Annotated in this window: 14 protein-coding genes, 1 tRNA gene and 1 rRNA gene; 11 read left to right on the forward strand and 5 right to left on the reverse strand. The window is 60.9% G+C overall.

Features of this window, described 5'->3' with window-relative positions; genetic code table 11:
• Positions 1 to 123 precede the first annotated feature (123 nt).
• Positions 124 to 210: transfer RNA gene (locus tag HYT87_14505), tRNA-Leu, on the forward strand.
• Positions 211 to 360: 150 nt separating this feature from the next.
• Here the strand turns inward: HYT87_14505 and HYT87_14510 are convergent.
• The gene (locus HYT87_14510; protein MBI2060976.1) at positions 361 to 708 is read right to left on the reverse strand and encodes a type II toxin-antitoxin system PemK/MazF family toxin; all 348 of its coding nucleotides are present in this window, start codon (positions 706 to 708) and stop codon (positions 361 to 363) included.
• Positions 695 to 937: an antitoxin family protein gene (locus HYT87_14515; GenBank protein MBI2060977.1), complete on the reverse strand. Its 243-nt coding sequence runs from the start codon at positions 935 to 937 to the stop codon at positions 695 to 697. The genes HYT87_14510 and HYT87_14515 overlap by 14 nt, the downstream gene beginning before the upstream one ends.
• Before the next feature lie 755 nt (positions 938 to 1,692).
• Between HYT87_14515 and HYT87_14520 the strand changes: the two genes are divergently transcribed.
• From HYT87_14520 to HYT87_14535, 4 genes are all read left to right on the forward strand, one after another.
• Positions 1,693 to 3,414, forward strand: a complete 1,722-nt coding sequence (locus HYT87_14520; protein ID MBI2060978.1) for a DUF4062 domain-containing protein — start codon at positions 1,693 to 1,695, stop codon at positions 3,412 to 3,414.
• Between the two features lie 209 nt (positions 3,415 to 3,623).
• The gene (locus HYT87_14525) at positions 3,624 to 4,433 is read left to right on the forward strand and encodes an aldo/keto reductase (GenBank protein MBI2060979.1); all 810 of its coding nucleotides are present in this window, start codon (positions 3,624 to 3,626) and stop codon (positions 4,431 to 4,433) included.
• A gap of 116 nt (positions 4,434 to 4,549) precedes the next feature.
• Positions 4,550 to 5,410: a class I SAM-dependent methyltransferase gene (locus tag HYT87_14530; GenBank protein MBI2060980.1), complete on the forward strand. Its 861-nt coding sequence runs from the start codon at positions 4,550 to 4,552 to the stop codon at positions 5,408 to 5,410.
• Between the two features lie 29 nt (positions 5,411 to 5,439).
• Complete coding sequence (locus tag HYT87_14535; GenBank protein ID MBI2060981.1) at positions 5,440 to 6,279, forward strand: SDR family oxidoreductase; 840 nt, start codon at positions 5,440 to 5,442, stop codon at positions 6,277 to 6,279.
• 105 nt (positions 6,280 to 6,384) lie between these two features.
• On the opposite strand, the gene rrf is transcribed toward HYT87_14535, so the two are convergent.
• Together rrf and HYT87_14545 are read right to left on the reverse strand one after the other, a co-directional pair.
• Positions 6,385 to 6,502, reverse strand: a 5S ribosomal RNA gene (rrf, locus tag HYT87_14540).
• Positions 6,503 to 6,590: 88 nt separating this feature from the next.
• Positions 6,591 to 11,894, reverse strand: a complete 5,304-nt coding sequence (locus HYT87_14545; GenBank protein ID MBI2060982.1) for a sigma 54-interacting transcriptional regulator — start codon at positions 11,892 to 11,894, stop codon at positions 6,591 to 6,593.
• Positions 11,895 to 12,422: 528 nt separating this feature from the next.
• Here HYT87_14545 and HYT87_14550 point away from each other — a divergent pair.
• The 5 genes from HYT87_14550 to HYT87_14570 all read left to right on the forward strand — a co-directional run bounded on the left by HYT87_14550 (position 12,423) and on the right by HYT87_14570 (position 23,382).
• The gene (locus tag HYT87_14550; protein MBI2060983.1) at positions 12,423 to 16,994 is read left to right on the forward strand and encodes a hypothetical protein; all 4,572 of its coding nucleotides are present in this window, start codon (positions 12,423 to 12,425) and stop codon (positions 16,992 to 16,994) included.
• A gap of 122 nt (positions 16,995 to 17,116) precedes the next feature.
• The gene (locus HYT87_14555; protein ID MBI2060984.1) at positions 17,117 to 20,644 is read left to right on the forward strand and encodes a molybdopterin-dependent oxidoreductase; all 3,528 of its coding nucleotides are present in this window, start codon (positions 17,117 to 17,119) and stop codon (positions 20,642 to 20,644) included.
• Between the two features lie 8 nt (positions 20,645 to 20,652).
• Positions 20,653 to 21,780 (forward strand): dehydrogenase, encoded by a 1,128-nt coding sequence (locus tag HYT87_14560; protein ID MBI2060985.1) that lies wholly within the window; start codon positions 20,653 to 20,655, stop codon positions 21,778 to 21,780.
• On the forward strand, positions 21,755 to 22,657 hold the full coding sequence (locus tag HYT87_14565) for a hypothetical protein (GenBank protein MBI2060986.1): 903 nt from the start codon (positions 21,755 to 21,757) through the stop codon (positions 22,655 to 22,657). The genes HYT87_14560 and HYT87_14565 overlap by 26 nt, the downstream gene beginning before the upstream one ends.
• Entirely contained in the window at positions 22,630 to 23,382 is a 753-nt protein-coding gene (locus tag HYT87_14570) for a molecular chaperone TorD family protein (protein ID MBI2060987.1), read from the forward strand. The genes HYT87_14565 and HYT87_14570 overlap by 28 nt, the downstream gene beginning before the upstream one ends.
• A 317-nt stretch (positions 23,383 to 23,699) precedes the next feature.
• Here HYT87_14570 and HYT87_14575 read toward each other — a convergent pair whose 3' ends face one another.
• Positions 23,700 to 24,803, reverse strand: coding sequence for an ABC transporter ATP-binding protein (locus HYT87_14575; protein MBI2060988.1), 1,104 nt, complete (start codon positions 24,801 to 24,803; stop codon positions 23,700 to 23,702).
• A 251-nt stretch (positions 24,804 to 25,054) separates the two neighbouring features.
• Here HYT87_14575 and HYT87_14580 point away from each other — a divergent pair, with 251 nt between their 5' ends.
• Positions 25,055 to 26,308: an EAL domain-containing protein gene (locus HYT87_14580; protein ID MBI2060989.1), complete on the forward strand. Its 1,254-nt coding sequence runs from the start codon at positions 25,055 to 25,057 to the stop codon at positions 26,306 to 26,308.
• Positions 26,309 to 26,349 lie beyond the last annotated feature (41 nt).

Below are 26,349 nucleotides of genomic sequence, written 5' to 3' on the forward strand. Positions count from 1 at the left end.
CGCTCTCTGGGGAGAAGGCATCGGCTGAACCCGAAAAGGTGGGGTTTTCCGCGCCTACCGGAAGCCTACCGGAAGTGGAAAAGCTTGCTTCCGGGATGCCATCTAGCGCATTGATATTTCAAGGCCGGGGTGGCGGAATGGCAGACGCAAGGGACTTAAAATCCCTAGTCCCGTAATGGGGGCGTGCCGGTTCAAGTCCGGCCCCCGGCATCATTGAAGTGGATTTCGAGCCGAAGCGCCTTGCGGGTACGCCATCTGTGCGATGTGATGCGAATGGCGGTTCTCATGACCATGTCGAAGGGGCACCCAAGGTGATGGGTTTTCTGCAAATCGTCAGATACTTTTTCTGACCGCCCGCGCCTATCCGGCGAGAGTGAACAATGCGGATATCTTGCTGCTCACCTCCGCCTGCCTGCCGGGAGACAGAGTGCCCAACTCCCTCCGAATTAGGCTCGATGACACGGTCATGAGGCGATGCAGGCGTACCGTGGACGCGACTCGCAGCCCGGTCGACGGAAAATCGGGGTGATCGGCGGGAAGCACGAGGTCGGTTGCGACAGGATCGGGCGGGATCCGACTGGTAATGAAGGCGATGATGACGTGTCGCTGGACGCCGATCGGATCAGTCAGGCATAGCGCCGGTCTGACCTTTGTTCCAGAGAGATCATCGAATGGGAAAGGGACGAGGACGATCTTATGCCGCGTCACGGAACGGCTTCCCGTCGGCAGGATCGTAGATATCCTCGGCCGGATCCTTCAGGAAGTCGAAGGCTTCGTTCGCCGACGCACTCCGGAGCCATGCGGATTCTGGCAGATCGTCGTCCTTCTCTCGTAGGCCTTCGACGGTGACGTAGACGCGCGCCTGCTCCGCGAGCGGCAACGGCTTGGACAGCCTGAGCGTCCCGTTTTCGTACACGGCTTCCGTTTTCCGTTTCATGAGAATAGGATACGACCACCGGTGTGGGAAAGCAATGACAGCAACGAAGCGTTCACTTAGACTGAAAGATACTTGCCTCTAGAGAAACGCTCCTCCACAACCCATTTCGACACGACCGGTGGCTTTCCGGCATACACTCTAATGTCAAGATGCGGCCCTGATTCCGACCCGCTCGCCATTCCGGAGTTCTGATGGTTCCTCGTGCTCTGTGGCTGCTACCAGAGAGAGACAAGTCGCCTTCCCAAATCATATACCGTGGCCAGACGGGCACCCCTCGTCGATGGGAAGAGCCCAATATTCTTCGGGCGAGATATTTGGGGCCTAGTGATGCCAAGGAGCTCCGCTCGATCTTGGATATCGGCAGGGGCAGGGCCCCCGCGCTGTTCCTCTCGATTGAGGAGCGTTCCGACGGTGCAAGAACAGGTGTTCTCTACGGGTGGCTCTCCGAAGAGGCGCTTAGATGGCATACTGGGAGTCAGTGGAAGGAGTCTGTCGGTGCGATGAAGTATGTGTCGCAGGACAGGAACGGGCCTTGGCAGTGGGAAATTGATGAGCGATCAGGCCGACAGGGATTTGTAGCGTTCTCCGGGCGGAGGGGAATGTGTCGGGTGTTGAGGGTCGAGACGCATGCAGAGGGTTACCCGGTTTTCATCCTCGGCCCGCCTGGGTTGGAATCGGACCACTCCGAAGCAAGACATTCTGGCGGGGAAGTGAGTAGGGATGGTGGGTTCGAGCCGGAGGAGCAATTGCAGGTCATGATTAGTTCAACGATTGGAGACTTGGAGAAGGACCGAGAGATCGCTGAACAAGTTGTGAAGCAGCTTGGACACAAGGTGTTCAGAAGCGACAGGGAACATGCTCGACCCCAATCGTCGGTGCAGGTGTGTATCGAGAAGTCGCAGGGGTGCGACATTTACGTAGGGATACTCGGTGCCCAGTATGGTTCGTTCGTTCCGGATCGACAGGTCTCGTTCGTGGAAATGGAGTTTGATGAGGCCCAGGGCTCAGACCCGACGAAGGTACTGATCTTTGCTAGAAACATGCCGGCCGCTGATGATCGTCAGAAGGCGTTCAGGGACCGAGTGCTCCAAGGCCCGAAGGGGTATTTCGCAACCATGTACCAAGCACCAGAGCAACTTGAGCGGTCGATTCGTGGGGCGCTCGTTGATTGGATTGCCAAACGTGTTAGGGCGACGGCCCAGAAGGGGCGTCTGGGAGGAGGTGACGCGGTCCAGGGGGTGCCGCTTCCCGTGGTCGCCTCCGCAGGCTCACTTCCTGCGCTTGAGGTGAAACACGAGCTTGAGGGACATGGAGTTTCCCGGGGTCCGGAAGGCACAGCGTACAACCTCTACGTCAAGCTGGGGGTTCACAACCCTCACCTGGGCGTCACAGCGAGGAGCGCCTTGGTCCGCTATGGGTGCAAGTCGCATCACAGACTGGACATGGACGGCGGTGTCGACGGGAACGGCCAATTCCCCTTCCCGCGGGTCCCTGGGACGTCGGACCAATTCGAGGATGATGGACGTCACCCCATTCGAGGTGGCCAGACGCGGTGGGTCATCCGCATTCCGGTGGAAGTTCGTGAACCGGCAATGGCGGTTGAGGATTTCGAAGTGGAATTTGATGTAACGGCGGAGGGGTTTGGGCGTGCAGAAGGTCGTCTGACCGTTCCCAGGGGTGAGATCTTGAAACTCATTGAGGAGAATTATGGGGGTCCAAAGAAAGAATCGCTGAGTGAGGAAAGGCCGTTCGTTTGGTATAGCTTTCTTGTTTGCCCTGCGGGGGAGTTCTCATTTGCAACGCTCGCGCGGCTTCATGATGCTATCAAGGTGGCCAAGTTTGCGTTCAGAGGAGGCGATTCTTCTTCCAGGCGGATCACATTTCCCCCAGGCCGGATCACTGCGATCGGGGGTGGGAAATCGATCTCCTGGTCCCATTCGGTGACCGACACGGACGTTCAATCCAGGATGACGTTTGAGTGCGAGGCGACGCTGGATGGCTCGTTTCGTTTTGTTGTGCAGGAGGAGCCGATCGACCAGAGCCATGGGAGGAAGGATGTTATCCCGGTCCGAGTGGCCACGATTCTGTCCTATAGCCTGCTGGTGCTGGTCCTTGCAGATCGACTCTTTCCCCGATTGCGTACGGAGAAGTTGGAGCTGGATCTGACAGTGGAAACCGCCGGACCTTGCCCGTTGGATACGCTGCCTTTCGAAGCCATGGCCACATCGGCCATGTTGCACGTGGCAGATCGGCGCGATCTCAGGTCGAGGGTACGGATTCCCCGCAAGATGATACGTAGTAGGGACGCGTTGGAAAACGGTGAAGGAGTGGAATCGCTAAAGGATCTGCTGGATGGCATCACCAATGCGTTTCAATCAAGCACCGGACTCGCAAGTGTGAGTAGCGAGGACCTCCATCAAGAGGTGAAGCGCTTTCTGGATGGAGTGGTGCGAGGGGACGGTAGCCGTGGAGCGTAGTTGGAGTATTGGCTGATGGGGTCAAGCTTAATCCTATCACCATTCGTAGAGGCTTGAGGGGGACTTGGCGCCAATTCTCGCGCATCCGCTTCTGAACTTCGTCGGGATACGTCGTAAATCTGCTGCCCTCGATGAGGCCTGGGGCGATGCAATTGAAGGGTCGCCCGCTTCCAAGTCCCGGGCCAAACTGGTAGGCTGATCCGGTCGATATGCGCGATATTCAGCGCAACGAGCTGGGGCGAACGGGGATCAAGGTCTTTCCGCTGGGACTCTCCGCCACCTACCGTCCGGGGAAGGATACGGTGTTCAAAGCCTTGGACGAGGGCGTCAACCTCTTTTTCTGTTTCGGCTTCGATTCCCACATGATCAAGGTCCTCCGCGGGCTGTCTCATGATCATCGTCATGACGTTGTGATCGCCACGGGGGCGTACAATCTGCTCTGGGGCCATCCCAATCTCCGTCGAACGCTGGAGAAACGGCTCCGGCAGCTCCGGACGGATTACATCGATCTGTTCCTGTTTCTGGGCGTGACAAAGCCGAAACACCTCACGGATGATGTGCGCGAAGAGATGGCCCGCTTTCGTGAGGAAGGGAAGGTGCGCGCGATCGGCATCTCCACGCACAACCGTCCCTTCGCAGGTCAGCTATGTGCGAACGGAGCCTTGGACGTCATCATGATGCGCTACAATGCAGCCCATCGCGGCGCGGAGGAGGACATTTTTCCCCACTTGGGCGTCCACGACCCGGGGGTGGTGGGCTACACGGCCACGCGGTGGAGGTATCTGATGCGCAGACCGACGGCCTGGCCATCGGAGGGACGCATTCCGACGGCGGGGGAGTGCTATCGTTTCGTTCTGTCCAATCCCAATGTAGATGTGTGTCTCACGGCTCCTCGGAATCGCAAGGAATTGGGCGAGAACCTGGCCGCCGTGCGCCGCGGGCCATTGACGGACGATGATCTCGGGTTCATGCGGCAGTTCGGCGACGCCGTGCACCACACGAAGAAATGGTTCATGTGAGCGGCTCTCGCGCCAACTCCTGAATCTTCACCGAACAGATCCCCTCTGGCGTGGTTTGACATAAGGACCGGGCGGGTCTACGACTCTCAGGAACCGCATTTCAAGGGAGGTGTCTCATGGCGAACATGAATCCGCAGGAAATGATCGCGGCGCAGAGGGAAGAGTGGACCCGCGTGGCTCCGGCGTGGGAGAAGTGGGATGAGGTGTTCGATCGGAACACGTCGTTCGTCAACTACAGACTACTGGCGGAGGCCCGCCTTCGACCGGGCTACCGCGTCCTGGATCTTGGCTCCGGCACGGGCTACCCGGCGCTCTTGGCGGCCGAAGCGGTGGGCCCGACGGGATCCGTGATCGGCCTCGATCTCTCAGAAGCCATGCTGAACGTTGCCCGCCGTAAGGCGAACGCCAAAGGCCTTGCCAATGTTGAGTTCAGAACGGCCGATGTGTGTGCGCTTGATTTCGATGACGGATCCATCGATGCCGTGACGAGCCGTTTTTGCCTGATGTTCCTTCCGGATGTTTCCAAGGCCGCAAGGGATATCGCGTGCGTGCTGCGACCGGGCGGATATGTAGCGGCCGCCGTCTGGTCGGCGCCCGAAAAGAATCCGATGACCTCCACGCCGATGGGTGTGCTCAGGAAAATGATGACGCTGCCCCCGCCCGATCCGAACCAACCGGGTATTTTCAGGCTGGCGAAACCGGGCGATCTCCGAGGGATCATGGAATCGGCCGGTTTGGAAGTGGTGTCGGAAGATGAGACCGAGGGGGAATCGTTGTTTGATTCGGTGGACGAATACTTTCAGGCCCTCATGGAGATTGCGGCGCCCCTCCAGACGCTGTTCGCGAAGCTCACCGCGGAGCAGCGGGGAACGGCGGAATCGGAGATCAAGCAGTTGATTTCGAAGTACCGAAGGAATGGCAACGTGGCGCTACCGACGGCCGTGCGAGTCGTCGCCGCTCGAAAGCGGCTGGTGTGATCGACGCCCGTGGCCGGGTGGAACCCACGATGACGGGGAAGACCTGCATAGTGACTGGCGCCAATTCGGGGGTGGGGTACTTCACCGCCCTGGGGCTGGCGAAGACAGGCGCACGGGTGGTGATGGTCTGTCGAAGCCGCGAGAGGGGCGGAGAGGCTCTGGATACGATCCGCAAGGAGACGGGGAGCAAGTCCGTTGAGCTGATGATCGCCGACTTTTCGTCCCAAACCTCCATTCGGACATTTGCCGGGGAGTTTGTGAAACGTCATCCGCGGCTTGACGTGCTGATCAATAATGCCGGAATCATCGCGGGTCCTCGGGTGGTGACCCCGGAAGGGTTGGAGTACACCTTCGCGCTGAATCACATCGGATACTTTTTGACGACAGCACTGTTATTGCCCCACCTGAAGAAAAGCGCGCCGGCGCGGATTATCAATGTGGCGTCGGAGGGCCACCGGATGGGGCGGATTCGTTTCGACGATCTCCAGATGGAGCGGGGATACACGGCTATGAAGGCGTATAACCAATCGAAGCTGGCGAACGTCCTTTTCACTTACGAATTGGCGCGGCGGCTGGAGGGAACCGGTATCAGCGCCAACTGCCTGCACCCCGGCGCGGTGGGTTCCAATTTCGGCGGCACTTCCGTGTGGTGGATGCGGGTCGGGATGAAACTCGGGAAGCCGTTTCTGTTGACGCCTGAGAAGGCGGCGCGCGGGCCCGTCTACCTGGCGACTTCCTCGGAGGTGGCGAACGTGACCGGTAAATATTTCTGGAACAAACGCGTCATGCCATCGTCGGGGCGATCCCATAATAATGAAGATGCAGGAAAGTTGTGGGAGGTGAGTGAGAGGTTGGTGGGGGTGAGATAAGAGACTTCCTTCGATGGACGCGGGCTGAAGCCCGCAGCCACCAAGATGCAGATCAGGGGTAGGCGCAGGCTTTAGCCCGCGGACCTTCCATGGTCCGTCCGGTGGTCTTGGCAGCGACCTACTCTCCCATCCACCTAAGGCGGATAGTATCATCGGCCCTGAGGAGCTTAACGACCGTGTTCGGAATGGGAACGGGTGTTTCCCCCTCGGCATGACCACCAAGACCACCTGACGGACCATGGGCCGAGCGCCGCTCTGTATAGCACGTCCCACGATATTTGCAAGACGCCGCCGGCGGAGGGGCGCCGGGGCTAGGAATCTTTGCCCTTGAGCTTCAGCTTCTTGACCCAGATGGAGAGCTGGGAGCGATCTACCCCGAGATCGCGGGCGGCCTCGGAAATATTGTTCTCCGCGCGGCGAAGGGATTCGATGATCAGTTCCCTCTGGTACTCCAGCACGGCGCTCTTGAGATTCTGACCTCTCCTCCGCCCCTGTGGCATTTCGGGAGTAGAAATGCCTTCGCCCTGGGCCAAGTCCTGGACGTCGATTTCGGCTTCACGCGCAACGACGTGTGCCGTCCGCAGGAAGTTTTCCATCTCACGGATGTTGCCGGGCCACGGCCGGCCCATGAGAGCGGACAGGGCGCGTTTGCTGATCTTCTTGGGCGATTCCTTTTCTTCCACAGCGATCTGATCCAGAAAAGCGCGGGCGAGCGCGGGGATGTCCTCCCGCCGCTCACGCAAAGGCGGGATCTGGATCCGGTACACGCCCAGGCGGTAGTAGAGATCTTCCCGGAACGTTTTCTCCGCCACAAGGGTTTTCAAATCGCGGTTCGTGGCGGCGATGATGCGAACGTCCAACTTTCTTTCGCGCGTGTCTCCCACCCGTCGTATGACGCCATCTTGAAGAACCCGGAGGAGTTTGACCTGGAGGGGGAGGGGCAGCTCCCCGATTTCATCCAGGAACAGAGTTCCCCCTTCAGCCACTTCGAACAGGCCCGGTTTCTCCCGATCCGCCCCGGTAAACGCGCCCTTCACGTGTCCGAAGAGTTCGGACTCGAAGAGATCCTGCGGCATCGCCCCGCAATTGACCGGCACGAACGGTTTGTCTTTGCGCGGCGAATTGAAATGGATGGCTCGGGCCGCCAGTTCCTTGCCCGTTCCGCTTTCCCCTTGGAGGAGGACGGGGACTCGACTCTCCACGGCCCGATCCACGGAGAGGAGGACGCGCCGGAGGGCCGGACTCGATCCGACGATGCGTTCATACTTGTATTTCGGCTGTTCCTCGCGGATCAAGACACTGAGCTTTTCTTCGGCCTCCTCCAGCCGGGTTTCCTGTGAGGCCAATTGGTCCTTGAGTTTCCGATTCGCCTCCTCCAGTTGGTGGTTCAGCGTCTCAATCTGATCCTTGGAATCTTTCAGTTCACGAACCGTTTTTCTCAACTCGCGCTGGTCACGCACGTTTTGAGCGATCAGTTGGGCCTTGTAGATCGCCACGGCGGCAAGTTCGCTCAGGACGGAAAGCAACGGGACGTCCTGCTCGGTGAAACGTCCCGCCTTCAGACGCGTGTCCATGTACAGGGCGCCGATGGCCTCGCCGCGCATGAAGAGGGGAACGGCAATGACGGAGCGGAGCTGGAGCTGGTAGATGCTGGCGGAATCCTTGAATCGCGGATCCTTCATGGCGTCCAGTGCGATGACGGGCTGGTGCGCTTCGAGCGTTTCCTGGGCAACGGTGAGAGAAAAGTTCTCCGCGGTGTCGCGGATGTCCTTCTTGTCATGGGACCGCGCGACGCGGACCACCGGCGCACCGTTTTCCATGAGGAGGAGAAAACCGCGCTCGGCATCGGTAAACGCCAGGAGGGAATCGACGATGTCGACAAGAAGATCCTGGAGATCCAGGGCCGAATTGATCTTGCGTGCCACATCAAGGAGGTTGAAGGCCTCCGTGTCGGTCCTCCGGCGGTGGAGTGGGGGGTCAGCCGACGGTTGGGGTGGATCGGCGGGTGTGACCGTGGGTTGGACCGGAACCTGCCGTGTTCCACCGGGTTCCGGTTCCTGACCTTTGGATGGATTCCCGGCGGACCCGCCGATCACGATTCGTGACGACATGAGGGTTTTGCCTTCGGATGACATAGGGACCTCCTCGGACGGTTCGGAAGAAGATGGGGAAGAGACTCGCTCCGGTGGCGTGAGAGCCGACCACTCGCGAACGATCTTTTCCCGGATCAACGGGTCTTTCGAGGGCGACTGATCCAGCGTCGTGAGGGCCTTTTCGAAGCAGGCACGGGCCGAGCGTGGATCGGTCTGTCGAAGAGACTTGCCCTTGGCAAAGAAGAATCGAATTTGAACGAGGGGGGGCGATGCCTCCCCCACCTGCGGCTCGCACGCGGCCAACTCCGAGTGGGCTTCGCGGAGGAGGCCGCGGTCGGCGCGGATCTCGGCCAGTTTGAGACGGGAGAGCATGAGATCGTCGGGCATGCCGAGCCGCTGAAACAGGTCGATCGCCTGCTCGCACTCCCGTTCCGCACGGTTGAGATGGGATCGCTGCTCGAAGCATTCAGCCAGTTCGAGCCGGAGAGCGGCCTCGAGGTGGATCATCCGCAGATCTTGAGCCAGGCGAAGGGCCTCTTCATACGCATTCTCAGCGCCGGCCATGTCCCTCGCCTGCGCCCGGAGGATGCCGAAATTGTACAGCGCGCGGGCCTCATCCGTCCGGTCTGAAATTCTTCGGAAAATCGTGAGGGCTTTCTCGTAATGCTTCGATGAAACGTCGATGTTCTGGGCTTTGTGGAAGGCGACGCCGAGGTTGACGTAGGCGAGCGCCGTTCCCCGAAGATCGCCGATTTCCTGGCTAAGGGTAGCGCACGATTGGAACAGGGAAACGGCTTCATCCAGGCGCCCCTGGGCGAGATGGGCGACGCCCAGTGAATTCAGCGCGAGGGCGTGACGGGCCGAGCGTCCGGAACCCTTCGTCTCCTCCGCATTCCGGTGAAAGAGGGGAATGGCGGACTCCATCTCTCGCCGGTAGAGATGAAACTTGGCGAGGACATGGCGAAAGGCCAGCCGTTCATCATCCGGGCATGACTTGCCTCCCGACAGATAGGAACGGCAAAGGGCGGCGGCCTCATCGTATTGGGATTGTTCCAGAAGGATGTCGGCAAGAAGCGCATCCAGGACCGGCAGCCAACGGGAATCGAGAGCCAGTCTGGACGTGATTCCCCGGATCGCCTCGGCGGCTTCGTTCAAACGCCCCCCATGTCGGTAGGCGTGGGCGAGCCCCGAGGTGAGTTCGGCGCGCGCATCGAGCCCTTCGGCTTGATTGAGGAGTTGCCGGAAAGTTTCAATGGCATCCGGAAAGCGGGCGGTGGCGGATTGGGCCTGGGCCAGGAGCGTTCGGTATGTGATGGCGTCGGCCGGGGGCAAAGGCGCCGCGGCGTCGGCGTGCTCTTCGAGAAAGCGCAGGGCGGGTCCCGGCTGATGGAGCCGGACGAGGAGTTGGAGGTCCGGACGCGCAAGGGCGAACGCCTGGGCCGGTTTCCCGGCGAGGAAATATTCATGGGCCCGATCGAAGGCGGACATGCGACCATCCGCGTTGGTCTCGTTCCGACCGAAGGAGAGCTGGGTCCAGCGTTCCGCGAGCTGGAGGTGTTTGGCGGCCCGCTCCGACGGATTCATTTGCGACAGGACGGCTTCGCGGCGCACGTCACTCGCGAGCTGGGAGCCCTCCGGCCCCTGGCGGACCCAGCCGAGATCTTGAGTCCGGCGCAGATGGCTCGTGCCCAGGCCACTCAGGAGAGGATCGAGGGATTCGAGATCCTCGGCCATCATCCCTTTGGGTGACACACAGAGCCATTCCAGAATCGTCCTTTCCGGTTTGCTCAACCGCTTGAGTTCTTCCGCGAACCAGACAGAGAGATTGAGCGTGGCGTCGAGCCGGCTCCAATCCAACGTCTCGAGTTGGGCTTCGAGGTCCTCCCCGGGCCGGAGGACCTTTTCCACCAGGAGCCTGAGATACTCGACGAACAGCCCCGGCACGCCCTCCGTCTTGTCCATCAGGCGCCTCAGAAGACGGCCGGGTGGATCGGCGACTCCGAGGAGGGATTTCAACACGCCTCCGGCTTGCTCGTCGCTCCACGGCCCCAGCATCAGGGTCCGATCCAGAACGAGCCGGATCGGAAGCGCTTCCTCCGATGCGCTTGTCACCAAGAGGAAGGTGGAGCCGTCGGCCTTCGTATTCGGGTCTTCACCCAGTGTCATGCAGTAGTAGGACAGGAGTTCGCGGACATCCGCCTTCCGATCCAGGTCATCCACCAAGACGATGAGATTTCGCCGGACCGTGAGGACACTTAGCGCGGCGGCGAGTTTCTCGAGGAATTGGACGTGCTGCATGTCGGGAGTGGTTTCGAGCGACGGGGGATCGGGGGCCTCCTTGAATGTTTCCGGGAGGAGGGCCTTGAGATAGGGTGCATAGGGCCGCAGGGCAGCCGCATCCTGCGTTACCGGCAGCCTCTCGAACAATTCCGGAAGACCTGATTTCTGATCGGCGAGCGAAACGACCCTTTCATCGCGGAGTTCGGCCCATCGCCGGAACTCATCGAGAAGTTCGGATTTTCCCGTCTCCGGCCGACCCACGATGGCGCCCACGAAGAGGGGCTGGAAGGCGTTTCGGCATTCGTCGAACCATGCGCACATCTCTTTCAAGGGCGACTCCAATCCCGAGAGCATCGCCGTGGCCTTGTCCGGCAACCGCTGACGGCCGGGTTCGAGGGCGTAGCGCGTGGAGGAGCGAGCGTTGATCCGAGAAATCACCTGGTTGGCCGACCAGAAACGGTGCCTTGGATTGGGCTCCAGAAGGGTGACCAGGATTTCCCGGAACAAATCCGGCACGTCGGCGCGGAAGGCTTCGGGTGGAGGAGGCACTCGCCCGACGGTCTCCCGTACGAGTTCCTCGATGCTCTTTCCGGTGGAGCCGGCACTCGATGCCGAATCGTCCTCCGGGATTTTCTTGAAGGTCCGGCTGAACATGACCGCGAGCGAGTAGAGGTCGGCACGACCGTCCACCTGCTCGCCGAGGGCCACCTCCGGCGCGATATACGGGAACGTTCCTGCGATCAGCCCCTTTTGATTGAACCGGCTGATTTCATCGGCGATACCGAAATCCAGAATTTTGACTTGAGGGGGCATGCTGCCGGAGCCGGGGTTGACGAGCACGTTGGAAGGCTTGATGTCGAGATGAATGACGCCTTGGCGGTGGAGAAATTCGAGGCCTTGGAGAATCTGGACGAAGGCTTCCCATCGCGAAGGCCACGAGGCATCCCGGAGAAACTGAGAGAGGCTCGGCCCAGCCACGAGGTCTTCCGTGAGGTAATGGGTGCCTGTCGCATCATCGATCAGCAGGTCATGCACTTGGACGAGCGCCGGATGATGGAGATGGGAGAGGAGCCGCATCTCTTTGCGAAAAGATTCGTCCCCCCACTCGGTAACGTCCTTGAAGAACTCCTTGACGGCCACCTCGCGATTGAGCGTGCGATCGAACGCCCGATGGACGCGACCGAATTGTCCTTGGCCGAGGCTGTTCAATATTTCGAGCCGGCCGAAGAGCATTGTACCCATCTGGATGGATGATAACCGGACCGTTGTGTATTGCAACAGTAATCGTTATGGCAGGTCACACACCTATGTGACGAAAATCACCAAGCATTGAACGATCATGGATATCATATCGTCATTACATGCAGAACAGCGCGGAACTCATGCCATACAGTTGGAACGCCGATTGCGAATGCGGGGGTATGGAAACGATCAGAACTTGCAGACAAGTGGTACAGCATGGAGGTGAAGGATGAGGAGCATTTTATCGATGCTGGCGGGAGTCTCGTCGCCGGGAACATCCGTCATGATCTGGACGTTGCAGGATTGTGCGCATGGAGCGCCCCATCACGACGGACAAGTGACAGTGAGTCACCCACCTGCGTCGGCCGGTGCGCCTCAAACGAAACCGGCGGCTTCACCCGAATCCGGACCTGCGGAGAGCCATATGGTGGATCGAGGCGATCACCGAAAGAGGAAGAATTCTCGATGATCGTGCCCCGTTTTGCCTTGAAGCGATGGGGTACCCCCCGTACACTGCGATACGGACGGATGCAAGACTCACCTTGGACAGGAGCCACGGCATTGAATGGAGATTGGCTCTACCGGATTTTGATATGCGGGCTCGCATTTTTTCTGGCGATCGGATTCTCCGGGTGCGGACTGACCGGCAAGGCGGGGCGGTCGGAATCGGCGAAGCCACCCGAAGCCGTGGATCCCGGCACATTGAAGGTGGAGGCGGTGTTGCCGCTGACGGTCGAGCAGGCTGCGATGCTGGAGGCGGTGAATCAGGGGTTGAGGTCGGGTGTTCGGGGTGCGGGGAAGGATGCGGGCGTGCTTGCGGATGTGCTCTGGGACGAGCAGGTTGTGGCTGAGGGTGTTCCCGCGGCGGTGCGCGGGGGAGTGAGGGGCGGCGTGCGTGGATTTGGAGAGCCCGTGGGATTGCCGGGTGCGCCGGCTCGCCCCAATGGAAACATTCCGAAATCAAAAAAGCGACAGTCCTCCGATTCGGGGGACCTCGGGATCGAGATTTCCGCCGCCGTGCCGAGATCCATTCTTTCACCGGGCTTGCATGCCTTGGGCATCCGCATTCGAGTGGCCTCGCGCCCGGAAATGGTTCTTGCCAGTACGCTGCTTCGGACGGAAGTCGGACTGGGCGGGGGTGTCCCAGGAACGGAGACGATTGTGGAGCGCCCGGTGGAACCGGGTGAGATCCAACTGCCCGATGCGGACGGGGACGGAGTGTCGACCCTGATGGAGATTGTTGTGATTCAAGCCGAGGTGGGTTTGGAGGCCGCGCTTCTCATGGCTGCGGATCCCGCGAGCGCACCGGCTCCGGAGCAGGCGGAAAAAGTTTTTCTTGTGCTCCAAAAAGACCTCAAGCCGTTCCTGACGAAGCAGGGGGTGCCGGAATCGTACGAACTGCCTTCGCCGGACTTGACGCCGCCGGACACCGCCGTCGTCAGTCGTGAGCCGTCAGTCGAAAGTGGTCAGGAGGTTGTTGCTGCCTTCTCGTGCAACGAGGACTTCTGCGCGTATCGCTGCTCACTCACGGGACCGGAGCGTTTCGAGGCAAGGCCGTGCACATCACCGTTTGTCCTGAGGCTGTCGAAGGACGGTGCGTATGACCTTGCGGTCCAGGCGGCCGATGGCTTCGGCAATGCAGACCCCACACCGGCCCGATTCTCGTTTGTCGTTCTCCCCACCTGCGTCCCCAGCGTGGAAATCTGCGACGGCAAGGACAACGATTGCGATTCCGAGATCGACGAGGGGAACGTATGTGACACGACGCCTCCCGAGACAGCTATCAGCGTTCAGCCGTCAGCGGTCAGCAACAGGACTTCGGCCGGGTTCGAGTTCTCCTGCACTGACCCGGTAGCCGCACCCTTTATGGGTGCGTCTTTGGACGCAGGCGTAAAGCCTGCGCCTACCTGCTCCTTCTTCTGCCAATTGGACATTGGCACGCCTTCTTCTTGCGCGTCACCCCTTACGCTCTCTCTCCTCTCGGACGGCAGCCACACCTTCTCCGTCCACGCCGTCGACACGGCGGGGAACAAGGATCCCACACCGGCGACGTTCACGTGGACGGTGGACACGACGCCCCCGGACACAGCGATCAGCGATCAGCCGCCGGCGGTCAGCAACCAGACCTCGGCCACCTTCAAGTTCACGTCGCCTGACACGGCGGCAACATTCCAGTGCTCCACGGACAATGGAACGTATTCTGCCTGCGTGAGCCCGCTCGTCCTGAGCGTGTCGAAGGACGCGGGCCACACGTTTGCCGTGCGGTCCATCGATCCTGCGGGGAACACCGACCCCACGCCGGTTTCCTATGCGTGGTCGGTGGACACGACGGCGCCAACCGTAGCGATCAGCTCTCAGCCGTCAGCTATCAGCGGATCAACGACTGCGACGTTCACGTTCACGTGCAACGATTCTTCCTGCACGTTGGAGTGTTCACTCGACACTGCGGCCTTTGCGGCATGCACCTCGCCGAAGAGTTACACGGGGCTCTCGGGGGGATCGCATACGTTCCAAGTGCAGGCGAAAGACGCGGCGGGGAACACGGGACCGGCGGCCTCCTCCACGTGGACAATCGATGTAACTCCTCCGACGTTCTCGGGTCTGGTCTCGGCCACCGCGGTTGCGACGTACCAGATCAACCTGGCGTGGTCCGCGGCGACGGACAACGTCAGTGCGAGCTCGAGCCTCGTGTACAAGATCTGCATGAGCACGACGAGGGGAGCGTGCGGCAGCTCGTTCGTAACGTCCTACACGACCTCCGCCGGTGCAACGAGCTACTCCGTCAGCGGCCTGAGCACCGGGACCTCCTACTACTTCATGGTCAAGGCGGTGGACACGGTGAATAATGCGGATGCAAATGGGACCGAGAGGTCGGCCATGACGTGGGGCACGAGGATAGCCCAGGCCGTCACCAATCACTTTGGGCAGCATGCCTGCACGTTGCTGTCGAACGGAACCGCCCGGTGCTGGGGCGACAATGTCTACGGACAACTGGGTGACGGTTCGTCCGTCAGCATGCAGACCGCTCCGGTGGCCGTAACAAGTCTGACCGGTGCCGTCGCGCTGTCGGGGGCTCGAAATCATACGTGCGGTCTGCTGGCGGACGGCTCCGTCCGGTGTTGGGGAAAGAACGACTTTGGACAATTGGGTGACGGATCGACGGTGTTGAGGTCCGTGCCTACGGCCGTCTCATCCCTGACGAGCGCGGTGCAGGTTGCGGGAGGCCACTTTTTCTCCTGCGGGTTGGTGTCGGGCGGCTCGGTCCGGTGCTGGGGCAGCGATCAGTACGGGCAGTTGGGGGACGGATCGTCCAACAACAGCAAGAGCACGCCCGTGGCGGTTTCGAGCCTGACGAACGCGATTGCCGTGGCATCGGGAGGCTATCACACTTGCGCGTTGTTGCCTGATGGCACGGTCAAGTGCTGGGGATGGAACAATTATGGAGAGATCGGCGATGGTTCCACGGTGGACAAGACGACGCCGATTGCGGTCTCATCACTGACCAACGCCGTTTCCCTCGCGGCCGGCGGCAATCACTCCTGCGGACTCGTATCGGACGGCACGGTTCGATGTTGGGGGTCCAACCTGTTCGGTCAGCTCGGGGATGGCACCACGGTCGACAGGTGGACCTCCGTGGCTGTCTCCACGCTCACCAACGTGGCGGCGGTTGCGGGCGGCATAGACCACACCTGTGGATTGCTTTCGGATGGGACCGTGAAGTGCTGGGGACTCAACGGCAATGGTCAGCTTGGAGATGGCACTTCGAACAATAGCTGGACGCCTGTCGCCGTGTCGAGCCTCACGGGGGCCGTGGCGGTTGCGGGTGGCAACAACTTTACGTGTTCACTCCATTCGGATGGCTGGGTGCGGTGCTGGGGAATCAATACTGCGGGCGGGCTGGGCGACGGGACCGTAACCGAGCGGTTCACTCCTGTTTCAGTGACCATGCCCGCGGGCCCCCTCGGGGCAAAGCTCCCGCGAGTCAGAGATACCGCCGCCACCGGCGCATCCGCACGCCCGTTCCGCAAAGGGCTTGATGGAGGCACCCTCCATATGTGCGCCCTGGTCTCGGAAGGGACCGTCCGGTGTTGGGGCGGCGGGAACGTCGGCCAGCTCGGCGATGGCGGCACGACCGTCGCCGCCGGAAGCCCCGTCGTTCCCTCTTCGCTCACCGGGGTGGTGGCGCTGGCGACCGGGACTACCCATTCCTGCGCCGTCACGAGCGACGGCGGGGTCAAGTGCTGGGGCAACAACGGCACCGGCCAGGTCGGTGATGGAACGACAACGACTCGGCTCACTCCGGTGGCTGTGACCGGCCTCAGCAATGCCGTCGCGATTGACGCCGGGAAAGCTCACACTTGCGCGCTGGCTGCGGAGGGTTCCGTGAAGTGCTGGGGCCTGAACTTTGCCGGCCAACTTGGCGATGGGACCTCGTTGAGCAAGAACACGCCGGTGGCGGTCTCGACGCTGACCGGAGCGGTGGCGGTAGAAACCGGCGGCGGGTACGACGTGACCAGTGGTCACACCTGCGCCCTGATATTCGATGGAACGGTGAATTGCTGGGGATATGGAGCGAGAGGTGCCCTGGGTAACGGCTCCGGCATCAACAAACACTCCCCTGTGGCCGTCTCATCCCTCACCAACGCCGTCTCGGTTATGGCCGGCGTCGAGCACAGTTGCGCCCTGCTCGCCGACGGTGCGGCACGATGCTGGGGGCGGGACAACTACGGGCAACTCGGTGACGGCACAACCACCAATGCTTCTGTGCCCGTGGCGGTCACTTCCCTCACCAATGCCATTGCGATGGCTGGCGGTTACACCCACACCTGCGCGCTGCTTTCGAACGGCGCGGTGAAGTGTTGGGGACGCAACAACAGCGGGCAGCTTGGTGATGGAACAACAACCGACAGTTTGATCCCCGTGAACGTGACTTCACTCAGCTCGGTGGTCGCCCTTGGCGGTGGCGAGGAGTTCACCTGCGCCATGATCTCCGATGGCACGATCAAGTGCTGGGGAGAGAACAACCTCGGCCAGATCGGTGACGGCGCCGATTCGCCTACGAACAAGAGCATTCCTACCCAAGTCCTCAACTTCCCGTAGCACACCCCCGGCCATCTTGGTGGGGGGTGATCCGAAAGTGAATAATGGGTGACGGCGGTCATGAAAAAAAACTTGATGGGCGTCATTTCGGGGTAGGACCGGGTTGGGTACCGTGACGGTCCATGAACGACCCGAAATCGGTTTCGAGTAGCCCTAATCTTGACAATAACGATCATAATAAGAGCGACGAATCACCCTCTCGAAGAACTTTTCTCCAATTGATGGCCGGCGCGGGCGGATCGCTCGCGTTCATGACGAAAGACGCGTGGGGAAGCGTGTTCACCTTCTTCGAACCGTTCGACACGCCGAATCCACTCGCGCAGTACCCGAATCGCGGATGGGAATCGGTGTACCGCGATCTCCTTGCCTACGACAGCACGTTCAGTTTTCTCTGCGCCCCGAACGACACGCACAACTGCCTCCTCCGCGCCTACGTGAAGAACGGCGTCATCACGCGCCTCGGTCCCACCTACGGTTTCGGCAAGGCCGTGGACCTCTATGGAAACAAAGCATCGCACCGTTGGGAGCCGCGCTGCTGCCAGAAGGGACTCGCGCTCGTCCGCCGGTTTTACGGCGACCGCCGATGCAAATATCCGCTCGTGCGGGCCGGATTCCGGCAGTGGGTGATGGACGGATTCCCCCGCGATCCGGAAACCGGCCGAGTACCGTCCAAGTACGTCAATCGGGGGCGCGACGGCTGGCTCCGAGTGTCCTGGGATGAAGCGTTTCAATTCTCCGCGAAAGCGATGGCCAACATTGCGGAGACATACTCGGGAGAGCAAGGCGTGAAGCGGCTGAAGGCGCAGGGGTACGACGAGGCCATGGTCGAAGCCGTCGGTGGAGCGGGCGTGCAGACGATCAAGTTCCGCGGCGGAATGGCCGCCCTCGGGGCCACGCGCATTTTCGCGCAGTACCGTCTGGCCAACAGCATGGCCCTCCTCGATGCCAAAATCCGAAACGTCGGTCCCGACAAGGCGATCGGCGCGCGCGGGTGGGACAACTACTCGTGGCATACGGATCTCCCGCCGGGCCATCCCATGGTGACCGGCCAGCAGACGGTGGACTGGGACCTCGTGTGCGTGGAGAACGCGAAGCTCGTCATCGCCTGGGGAATGAATTGGATCGCCACCAAAATGCCGGACGCCCACTGGTTGACCGAGGCTCGCCTCAAGGGAACCAAAACCGTGGTGATCGCGTGCGAATACAGCGCCACGGCGAACAAGGCGGATGCCGCACTTGTCGTTCGTCCCGGCACCACTCCCGCTCTGGCCCTCGGACTGGCCGGCGTAATCCTCAAAGAGAAGTTGCACGACGAGGAGTACATTCGCCGCTACACCGACCTTCCGTTCCTCGTCCGCATGGACAACCTGAAACTCCTCCGCGCGGCGGAAGTCTGGCCGGATCGGAAAGCGTCGACGCTCCGGAACTACGTGTCCGTCGAGGCCTCGGGCGCGAAGTCGCCTCCGAATCACCTTCAGCCCACTCCGATCGTCCCCGAAGCCCTCCGGAACGAATGGGGCGATTACGTCGTATGGGACGAGACGGCCAAGGGGCCGAAGGCCGTCAGCCGGGACGAATACGGAAAGAAAGCGGCCGCGCTCAAGCCGGCCGTGTCGGGAGCGTTCACGGTGAAACTGGCGTCCGGGGAAAGCGTGGCGGTGAGAACGGTATTCGATCTCCTGTCCGAGTATGTCGAGAAGAACTTCAACGTGGAGCAGACGAGCGAAATCACCTGGGCGCCGAAGGAGGGGATCGAATGGCTGGCGCGGGAGATCGCGAAGAACAAGGCCGCCACGCTGTTCGCCGTGGGCATGGGCCCGAACCAGTTTTTCAACAATGATCTCAAGGACCGCGCGATCTTCTTCCTCGCCGCCCTCACGCGGAACATCGGGCTCATCGGCGCGAACGTGGGCAGTTTCGCGGGCAACTATCGCGCCGCCTTCTTCAACGGCCTGCCGCAGTTCATCGCGGAGAACCCCTTCGACCTGGAGCTGGACGGCGCCAAGCCATCCCGCCCCAAAGGCTACTCGAAAGCCGAATCGGTCCATTACTTCAACGACAGCGAGCACGTCCTCCGCGCGGGCAAGACGCTGATTACGGGGAAGAGCCACATTCCTACGCCCACCAAGGCGATCCACGTCACGAACAGCAACTCCCTCATCGGCAATGCAAAGGGACACTACGAATCGGTGATCAACGTGTTCCCGCGCGTGGAGTTCATCGCCGTGAACGAGTGGTGGTGGACGGCCTCCTGCGAGTACGCCGACGTCGTCTTCCCCGTCGATTCCTGGGCGGAGTTCAAATATCCGGACCTCACCATTTCCGTGACCAATCCGTTCCTCTACGTTTATCCCCGGTCGCCGCTCCCGCGAATTTTCAACACGCGATCCGATCTGGAAGTGGCCGCCGGACTCTCGAATGCGATGGCGGACGTGACGGGCGATTCGCGGTTCCGCGACATGTGGAAGTTCGTGAACGAGGGCACCGCGGAGCCGTACCTCCAACGCGTGCTCGATCACAGCAGCGCCACGCGCGGATACAAGATGAACGACATCGAAAAGAAAGCGCAGGAGGGCGTCCCATCGATTCTCCTGAGCCGCACGTATCCGAAAGCCGCCGGATGGGAGCAGTCGAACGAAGACAAGCCTTGGTACACGAAATCCGGCCGGCTGGAGTTTTATCGCGACGAACCGGAATTCATCGACAGCGGCGAGAACATGCTGGTCTACCGGGAGCCGGTGGATTCCACCTTCTACGAGCCGAACGTCATCGTGTCGGCGCCGCACCCGGCCCTCAAGCCGAAATCCCCGGAGGATTATGGCGTGAATCGCGCCGAGTTATCCGGCGACAAACGCCAAACCCGCCACGTGGTCAAGCCCTGGAGCGACGTCAAGAACACGCAGCATCCGCTTATGAAGGAAGGGCACCGGTTCATCTATCACACCCCCAAGTATCGTCACGGCGCACACACAACGCCGGTGGATACGGACGTCGTGGCCGTGTGGTTCGGCCCGTTCGGGGACGTGTACCGGCACGACAAGCGCAAGCCGTTCGTGGTCGAGTCGTTCGTCGACATCAATCCGCTCGACGGCAAGGAACTGGGAATTGAGGATGGGGATTACGTGTGGATCGACGCGGACCCGGCGGACCGGCCCTATCGCGGTTGGAAGAAGGGTACCGAGGAATACAAGTTGGCGCGGCTCCTGTTGCGTGCGCGGTACTATCCCGGTACACCGCGCGGCGTGGCGCGAACCTGGCACAACATGTTTGGATCGACCTACCAGAGCGTGAAGGGGCACGAGACGAATCCGACGGGCTTGGCGAAGGGTCCGGAGACGGGCTACCAGTCCATCTACCGGTACGGCAGCCACCAGAGCTGCACGCGCGGCTGGCTCAAGCCGACGTGGATGACCGACTCGCTCGTGCGAAAGGATCTCCTGGGCCAGAAAATCGGGAAGGGTTTCATGCCGGACGTCCACTGCCCCACCGGCGCGCCGCGTGAAAGTTTCGTCAAGATCACCAAGGCCGAGGACGGTGGGTACGGAGGCGAAAAACTCTGGAAGCCTGCGAAGGACGGGTTCCGGCCCGGATATGAGAATGATTCCATGAAATCCTTCTTGCAGGGCGGTTTCGTCAAGGTGAAGGCGTAGGCGAAGCGATGCCGAAGGTGAAGAATTGGCAGATTCGGCGCGAGATGGAGTACCCCTACGAGGAGTCGCGCCCCAAGAAGCAGGTCGCCTACATTTTCGATACCAACAAGTGCATCGAGTGCCAGACGTGCTCCATTGCCTGCAAGACGACGTGGACCTCCGGGAAGGGCCAGGAGTACATGTTCTGGAACAACGTCGAGACGAAGCCGTACGGGTTTTATCCGCTCGGGTGGGATGTCAAAATCCTGGAGAAGCTCGGTCCGCAGGAGTGGAACGGCGGCGCTTACGCAGGGAAAACGGTTTTCGAAGCGGCGGCCCCCGGCGAACGCGTGTTGGGATATCAGCCGCAAGAGGAGGACTACGCCTCACCGAACGTCGGCGAAGACGATGTATCCGCGGTCGTCGAAAAGGGCGCGTTCTTTCAGGGGATCCACAAGACGTGGATGTTCTACCTCGCGCGGATCTGCAATCACTGCACGTATCCCGCGTGCTTGGCGTCGTGCCCGCGGAAGGCGATCTACAAGCGTCCGGAGGACGGCGTGGTATTGATCGATCAGTCGCGGTGCCGCGGCTACCGTGAGTGCGTGAAAGCCTGCCCGTACAAGAAAGTGTTTTTCAATCTCATGACACGGGTCTCGGAGAAGTGCATCGCCTGTTACCCGCTTCTGGAACAGGGGAAGCAGCCGCGATGCGTGGAAACGTGCATCGGGAAGATCCGACTCCAAGGCTGGCTCAGCAAGCCGGGCGAGGAGAAGAAGGACAATCCGATCGACTATCTCGTTCGCATCAAGAAAATCGCCGTGCCGCTTTATCCTCAGTATGGATTGGAGCCGAACGTCTACTACATTCCACCGATCCACGTTCCGCGCGAATTCCTGCTCCAGATGTTCGGACCGGCGTTGGACCCGGCGGTCGCGGCCTATCGCGCCGCGAAGGACGACAAAGATCTGCTCGCGGCGCTCCTCTTGTTCGGATCATCGGACCAGACCTTGGGATCGTTCCGGCGCGAGGGAGAGATGGCGGTGGGACTCAACACGAACGGTCAGGAGGTGGTGCGTGTTCCTCTCAAGGAACCGGTCTACATCCGCCCGTATTTCGACAAGGAAAACAATGTCTACCGGCACAATATTTCGTAACGTCGCAGGGACGATCCTCGCGTTGTTCATGGTGGCGCCCGCGCCGATGGCGGGCGATTTCGAGGTGGAATCGAAGAACATTGGACCCAAGCCCGTTCCGTCCGGTCCGGCCGACGACGCATGGGGTTCGGCGCCGGAAACAGAGCTTGCGCTTCTGCCGCAGAACATGATCGCGCCCTCGCTGATCGAACTCACCATCCCGTCGCTGAAAGTCCGCAGCCTCCATAACGAGACGGACATCGCCATCCGCCTGCAGTGGCCTGACAGGACGCGTGACAGCATCCAGGACATCGGCCGTTTCTCGGATGGTTGCGCGATCGAATTCCCGATCGGCCCGGCGGACCCTTCGCCGTTCATGGGTCACGCGTCGCCCGGTCCGGGCCAGCCGGCAGGCCGCGTTCACATCGTTCACTGGAAAGCCACGTGGCAGGATGACATGGACCTCGGATTTCAGGGGGTTGCGAAGATCTATCCGAACGGATGGTGGGACGTTTACCCCTTTCTGAACGGCGCGTATCCGTTCCTGACGGAGGACAGCCTGACGGGCCGACAGACCATGAACTACTCGCCCGGAACGTACGTCGGCAATCCGGTCTCCCTGATGAAGCGAAAGGTGCCGGTCGAGGAGTTGATCGCGGAAGGGTTCGGGACGCTTACCACACAGCCGCGGCAGGACGCGTCCGGCCGGGGCGAGTGGAAGAGTGGTGCGTGGACGGTCGTTCTCATCCGCCCTCTTGTGTCGAAGGACGCGATGGACAGCGTCCTTCCCTTTGACGGCGAATCGAAAATCGCGTTTGCGCTGTGGAACGGATCCGATGAGGACCGCGGCGCGCGCAAGCACTACTTCCCATGGATTCCACTCAAGATTCAGAAGTAGGCCGGCCTGCGGTCGGCGGCATCGGTCCGGTCGGCCATGACGAGGTTAACCGCTGGATCGTTTGCGCCGATGTGTATCGCTTCCTGGCGGGGTGCTTCCGCTATCCCGAGACGGATGTGATGGCGACGAATCTTTCAGTGCTGGCGCTGGGGCTGGAGAAAATACAGACCGTTCCCAAATCCGTCCGAGCCCACATGCATCGGATGGCCGGCCTGCTGAATGGGGTGGGGGGACAGGATCTCCGTATCGAGCACGAACGCTTGTTCGGGACAAACCCGCTTTGTTCACCCTATGAGACTTCGTATTGCCCGGCGCGGAAGGAACGGATCCTTGGAGATTTGGCGGGCTTCTATCGGGCGTTCGGACTCCTGCCGGTCGCGGCTCGACCCGACATGCCGGATCACATTTGTGCGGAGATGGAGTTCATGTCAGTCGTCCTCCTCAAGGCGGCGTATGGATTGCGCCGAGGCGCCCGCGAAATGTCGGAAGTGTGCTTGAACGCCCACCAATCCTTCCTCGCCGATCACGTCGGCCGCTGGTACGCGGCCTTTGCGGATGCAGCGGAGGAACGGACGGACCTGGACGTATTCCGGAGCACAGCCGATCTGCTTCGTGAGTGGGTCGAGACCGATCTTCGCCTCTCCCACGTGAGCGCTACCTCCTACTCAGCCTCCCCTACCATCCCCTTCGGCGATTCCTCCCCCGCCTGCCCGATCGTTTCCTGAGCCGACCGGAGAATATTCACTTGAGATCCCATCCCGTAGCTTGGACAGAATGCGCGAACCACGGGGCCACGGCTCTGGAGAACTTCGGGCTCGACGCAGATCCTTGGAATCGAACCCTGAAACCCATTGTAGCCATTGTCGGCGGTCACCTGACGGGTAGATAGTCCTGACGAGGGCGTGGCTTGCGGGGCATGGCAGAGAGGATGCAGGCTGAAGCCCCATGCCAAGGAGGGTATGGGGCCATGATATGTTGCCGTGCCATGGAGGGCATGGCATGGAACATGGCCTGCGGCTACCAACCAGGGAGGGGGGAGCGGTCAGGAGGAGTGGTTGAGGGTGTCCAGGTGGGCGAGGAGGCGGTCGCGGGCGTGTTCTGAGACTTCCACGAACTGGCCGCGGACTTGAAAACCGCGGTCTTCCAAAGCCGTCAGCCCCAAAACGCGGCAGAGCAGGGGCACCGGCTGATCCTGCAAAGAGAGCGAGAGCGCCATGAGATCGCCCTCCTCGAGAGGCGAAGGCGTGAATGCGAGAAGACCGTCCGTGCTCAGATTGATCATGTCGGCCTTTTCCAAGGGGAACAGGTCGTCCTTCATGATCCGTTCGACCGAGGCCCGATCGCTCCGGCTGAACGGGATGCGCTTGAACGAGAACGCGCCGTTGGCATCGAGCCTGACGAACCGCAGCTTCTCCATGACGCCCTTTGGAGGGGACTTCGGCTCAATGTTCAGACCGTCGCGGGACACCGCGGCATCCTGGATTCGACCGTCGCGAAGCTGAAGCACGCGCCGGGCGTGGAACGCGACGCTCTGATCGTGCGTCACCACGATCACCGTCACCCCGTGCTCCTGGTTGGCGGAGACCAGGGCTTCGAGTACTTTTTCGGCGGAGGAGGTATCGAGGTTCCCCGTCGGTTCGTCGGCCAGAATCACCTCGGGCGAATTGGACAACGCGCGGGCGATCGCCACCCTCTGACGTTCTCCGCCCGAGAGTTGATGGGGACGAAAATGGAGCCGTTCATGGAGGCCGAATTCATCGAGGAGAGAGACGGCGCGATGCGACCGCTCGGCAACGTCCACTTCGGTCGCCATCATGGGAATTTGCACGTTTTCCAGAGCGGTAAGCGTGGGGATCAGGTGAAAAGCCTGGAAAACGAAACCGATCTTGCGGGACCGGAAGTCGGCGAGATCGGTCTGGCTGAACAGGGTGCGTCCCTCGAACAGAATCTCCCCGGCTTCGGGTGGCTCCAGCGCGCCCAGGATGCTCAGGAGAGTGGATTTCCCGCTTCCGCTCGGTCCCATGATGGCCATGAACTCGCCGCTCTCCACGGTGAGGTTGACGTCGCGGAGAGCCTGCACGCGGCCTCCCTCGAAGGATTTTGAGACGTTCTTCGCGATGATGATGGGTTGTTTCTTCGTTCCCATGGAAGGGGGATTATACTCCGGTTGGCGTTGAATGGGGCGGGAAAGGCTTGGGTCCGAGTCGTGTCCGGTAGGCGCACCCTTCATGGGTGCGTCTTGGGACGCGGGCTGAAGCCCGCGGCTACCCCGAGCGAATCGAGGTATTCACGCTGAGCGGCCAGCTTAATTGCCGCAACGTGATGCCGCAATGTAGCGTCAATTGTGACGTAAATCACGTTTGACAAATACTGCCCTCTGGTTACAATGGGTTAGATATGCCCTCCGAGCAGGATGATCTACTCAAGGATGGTCTGACCGGTTTCCCAAGTCTGCCGGCGGCACTTCCCAAAGTAAAGGATCTGCTCGCAAACCTCCGCCAACTCGGTCTGATTTACGTGGACCTCACCCAGTACAGCCGCTTCGAAGAAGAGGCCGGACGGGAGAATTTCGATCACTTGGTCAAGTTGGTCTCCGCGAAGTTTGAAGAGTTCATCGGGGAGCTGTCGTCAGAGCACGTTCTCACGGTGGACTGGCCGAGCGGGGGCGACCTCATCGCGTTCGTGGGCTTCCGGGACGAATCGGTGGATCGAACGGCCATGCACGAAATCTGCCAGATGCTCAACTTCGAATTGATGGCCGTGCTCGAATCACAGTTGAATCGAAACGGGGGGGGGCGCCACGGTGTGTTCGTGGGCTATGACGTGATCGAGCACAATCCGCTTGTCCGCTTCGAACGGCTTGTCCATCGCGGGATCAACGAAGCCCTCCACATGGCGTTGAACGAGGATGTGCGCGAGCGGAATTACCGCGCGGAGCGGCTGCGGGACATTGTGCGCCGCGGCGACTTGCGCCCGATGTTCCAGCCGATCGTCAATCTTCAGAAAGGGTACGTCCTTGGATACGAAGTCCTGATCCGCGGTCCCGAGAATACGAAGTTCGAAGATCCTTCCATTCTTTTTTCGACGGCCCATACGTGCAGTCTCACGCTGCCCCTTGAGCAGGCCGGGCAGAAGCGCATGGTGGACATGCTGAGGGGCAACGGCAAGCACCTGTACTTCATCAACGTCGAGCCGAACATCATCGAGAGCGGCGATTTCCAGCAACTGCCGATCCTCCAGGACAAAACCCTGCCCCTTCACCGGATTGTCATCGAGGTCACCGAGCGCGCCGCGATCAAGGACCCGGAGTCGTTCGCGCGCATCCTGAAGCAGATCAAGGCGCGCGGACTGCGAGTGGCGGTGGACGACGTGGGGTCCGGATACTCGTCCATCGAGTCGGTCGCTTTCCTCAAGCCGGATTTCATCAAGATCGACCACATGCTTGTCCACGGCATTCACGAAGACTCCACGCGGCGGGAGATCGCCACGACCATTCTCCAGCTCTCCCAGCGCATCAACTCCAACACCATCGCGGAGGGCATCGAGAGGGCGATCGATTTCGAAACGCTCGTCAACCTCGGTGTGGAATTGGGCCAGGGATTTCACATCGGGCGTCCGCGCTCCGAGCCGTACCAGCCGCAGTTCCGATAGCGATCCGCCGCGGCCCACCGAGACGCGCGGGGTCGGTTGCG

The sequence above is a fragment of the Nitrospirota bacterium genome, assembly GCA_016180645.1.
Taxonomy (GTDB): Bacteria; JACPQY01; JACPQY01; order JACPQY01; family JACPQY01; genus JACPAV01.

What these genes read in the sequence shown, in the direction of transcription:
- HYT87_14515 (MBI2060977.1), bottom strand. Translation starts at nt 937, where the DNA reads ATGAAACGGAAAACGGAAGCCGTGTACGAAAACGGGACGCTCAGGCTG.
- HYT87_14520 (MBI2060978.1), top strand. Translation starts at nt 1,693, where the DNA reads ATGATTAGTTCAACGATTGGAGACTTGGAGAAGGACCGAGAGATCGCT.
- HYT87_14525 (MBI2060979.1), top strand. Translation starts at nt 3,624, where the DNA reads ATGCGCGATATTCAGCGCAACGAGCTGGGGCGAACGGGGATCAAGGTC.
- HYT87_14530 (MBI2060980.1), top strand. Translation starts at nt 4,550, where the DNA reads ATGGCGAACATGAATCCGCAGGAAATGATCGCGGCGCAGAGGGAAGAG.
- HYT87_14535 (MBI2060981.1), top strand. Translation starts at nt 5,440, where the DNA reads ATGACGGGGAAGACCTGCATAGTGACTGGCGCCAATTCGGGGGTGGGG.
- HYT87_14545 (MBI2060982.1), bottom strand. Translation starts at nt 11,894, where the DNA reads ATGGGTACAATGCTCTTCGGCCGGCTCGAAATATTGAACAGCCTCGGC.
- HYT87_14550 (MBI2060983.1), top strand. Translation starts at nt 12,423, where the DNA reads ATGCAAGACTCACCTTGGACAGGAGCCACGGCATTGAATGGAGATTGG.
- HYT87_14555 (MBI2060984.1), top strand. Translation starts at nt 17,117, where the DNA reads ATGAACGACCCGAAATCGGTTTCGAGTAGCCCTAATCTTGACAATAAC.
- HYT87_14560 (MBI2060985.1), top strand. Translation starts at nt 20,653, where the DNA reads ATGCCGAAGGTGAAGAATTGGCAGATTCGGCGCGAGATGGAGTACCCC.
- HYT87_14565 (MBI2060986.1), top strand. Translation starts at nt 21,755, where the DNA reads ATGTCTACCGGCACAATATTTCGTAACGTCGCAGGGACGATCCTCGCG.
- HYT87_14570 (MBI2060987.1), top strand. Translation starts at nt 22,630, where the DNA reads ATGGATTCCACTCAAGATTCAGAAGTAGGCCGGCCTGCGGTCGGCGGC.
- HYT87_14575 (MBI2060988.1), bottom strand. Translation starts at nt 24,803, where the DNA reads ATGGGAACGAAGAAACAACCCATCATCATCGCGAAGAACGTCTCAAAA.
- HYT87_14580 (MBI2060989.1), top strand. Translation starts at nt 25,055, where the DNA reads ATGCCCTCCGAGCAGGATGATCTACTCAAGGATGGTCTGACCGGTTTC.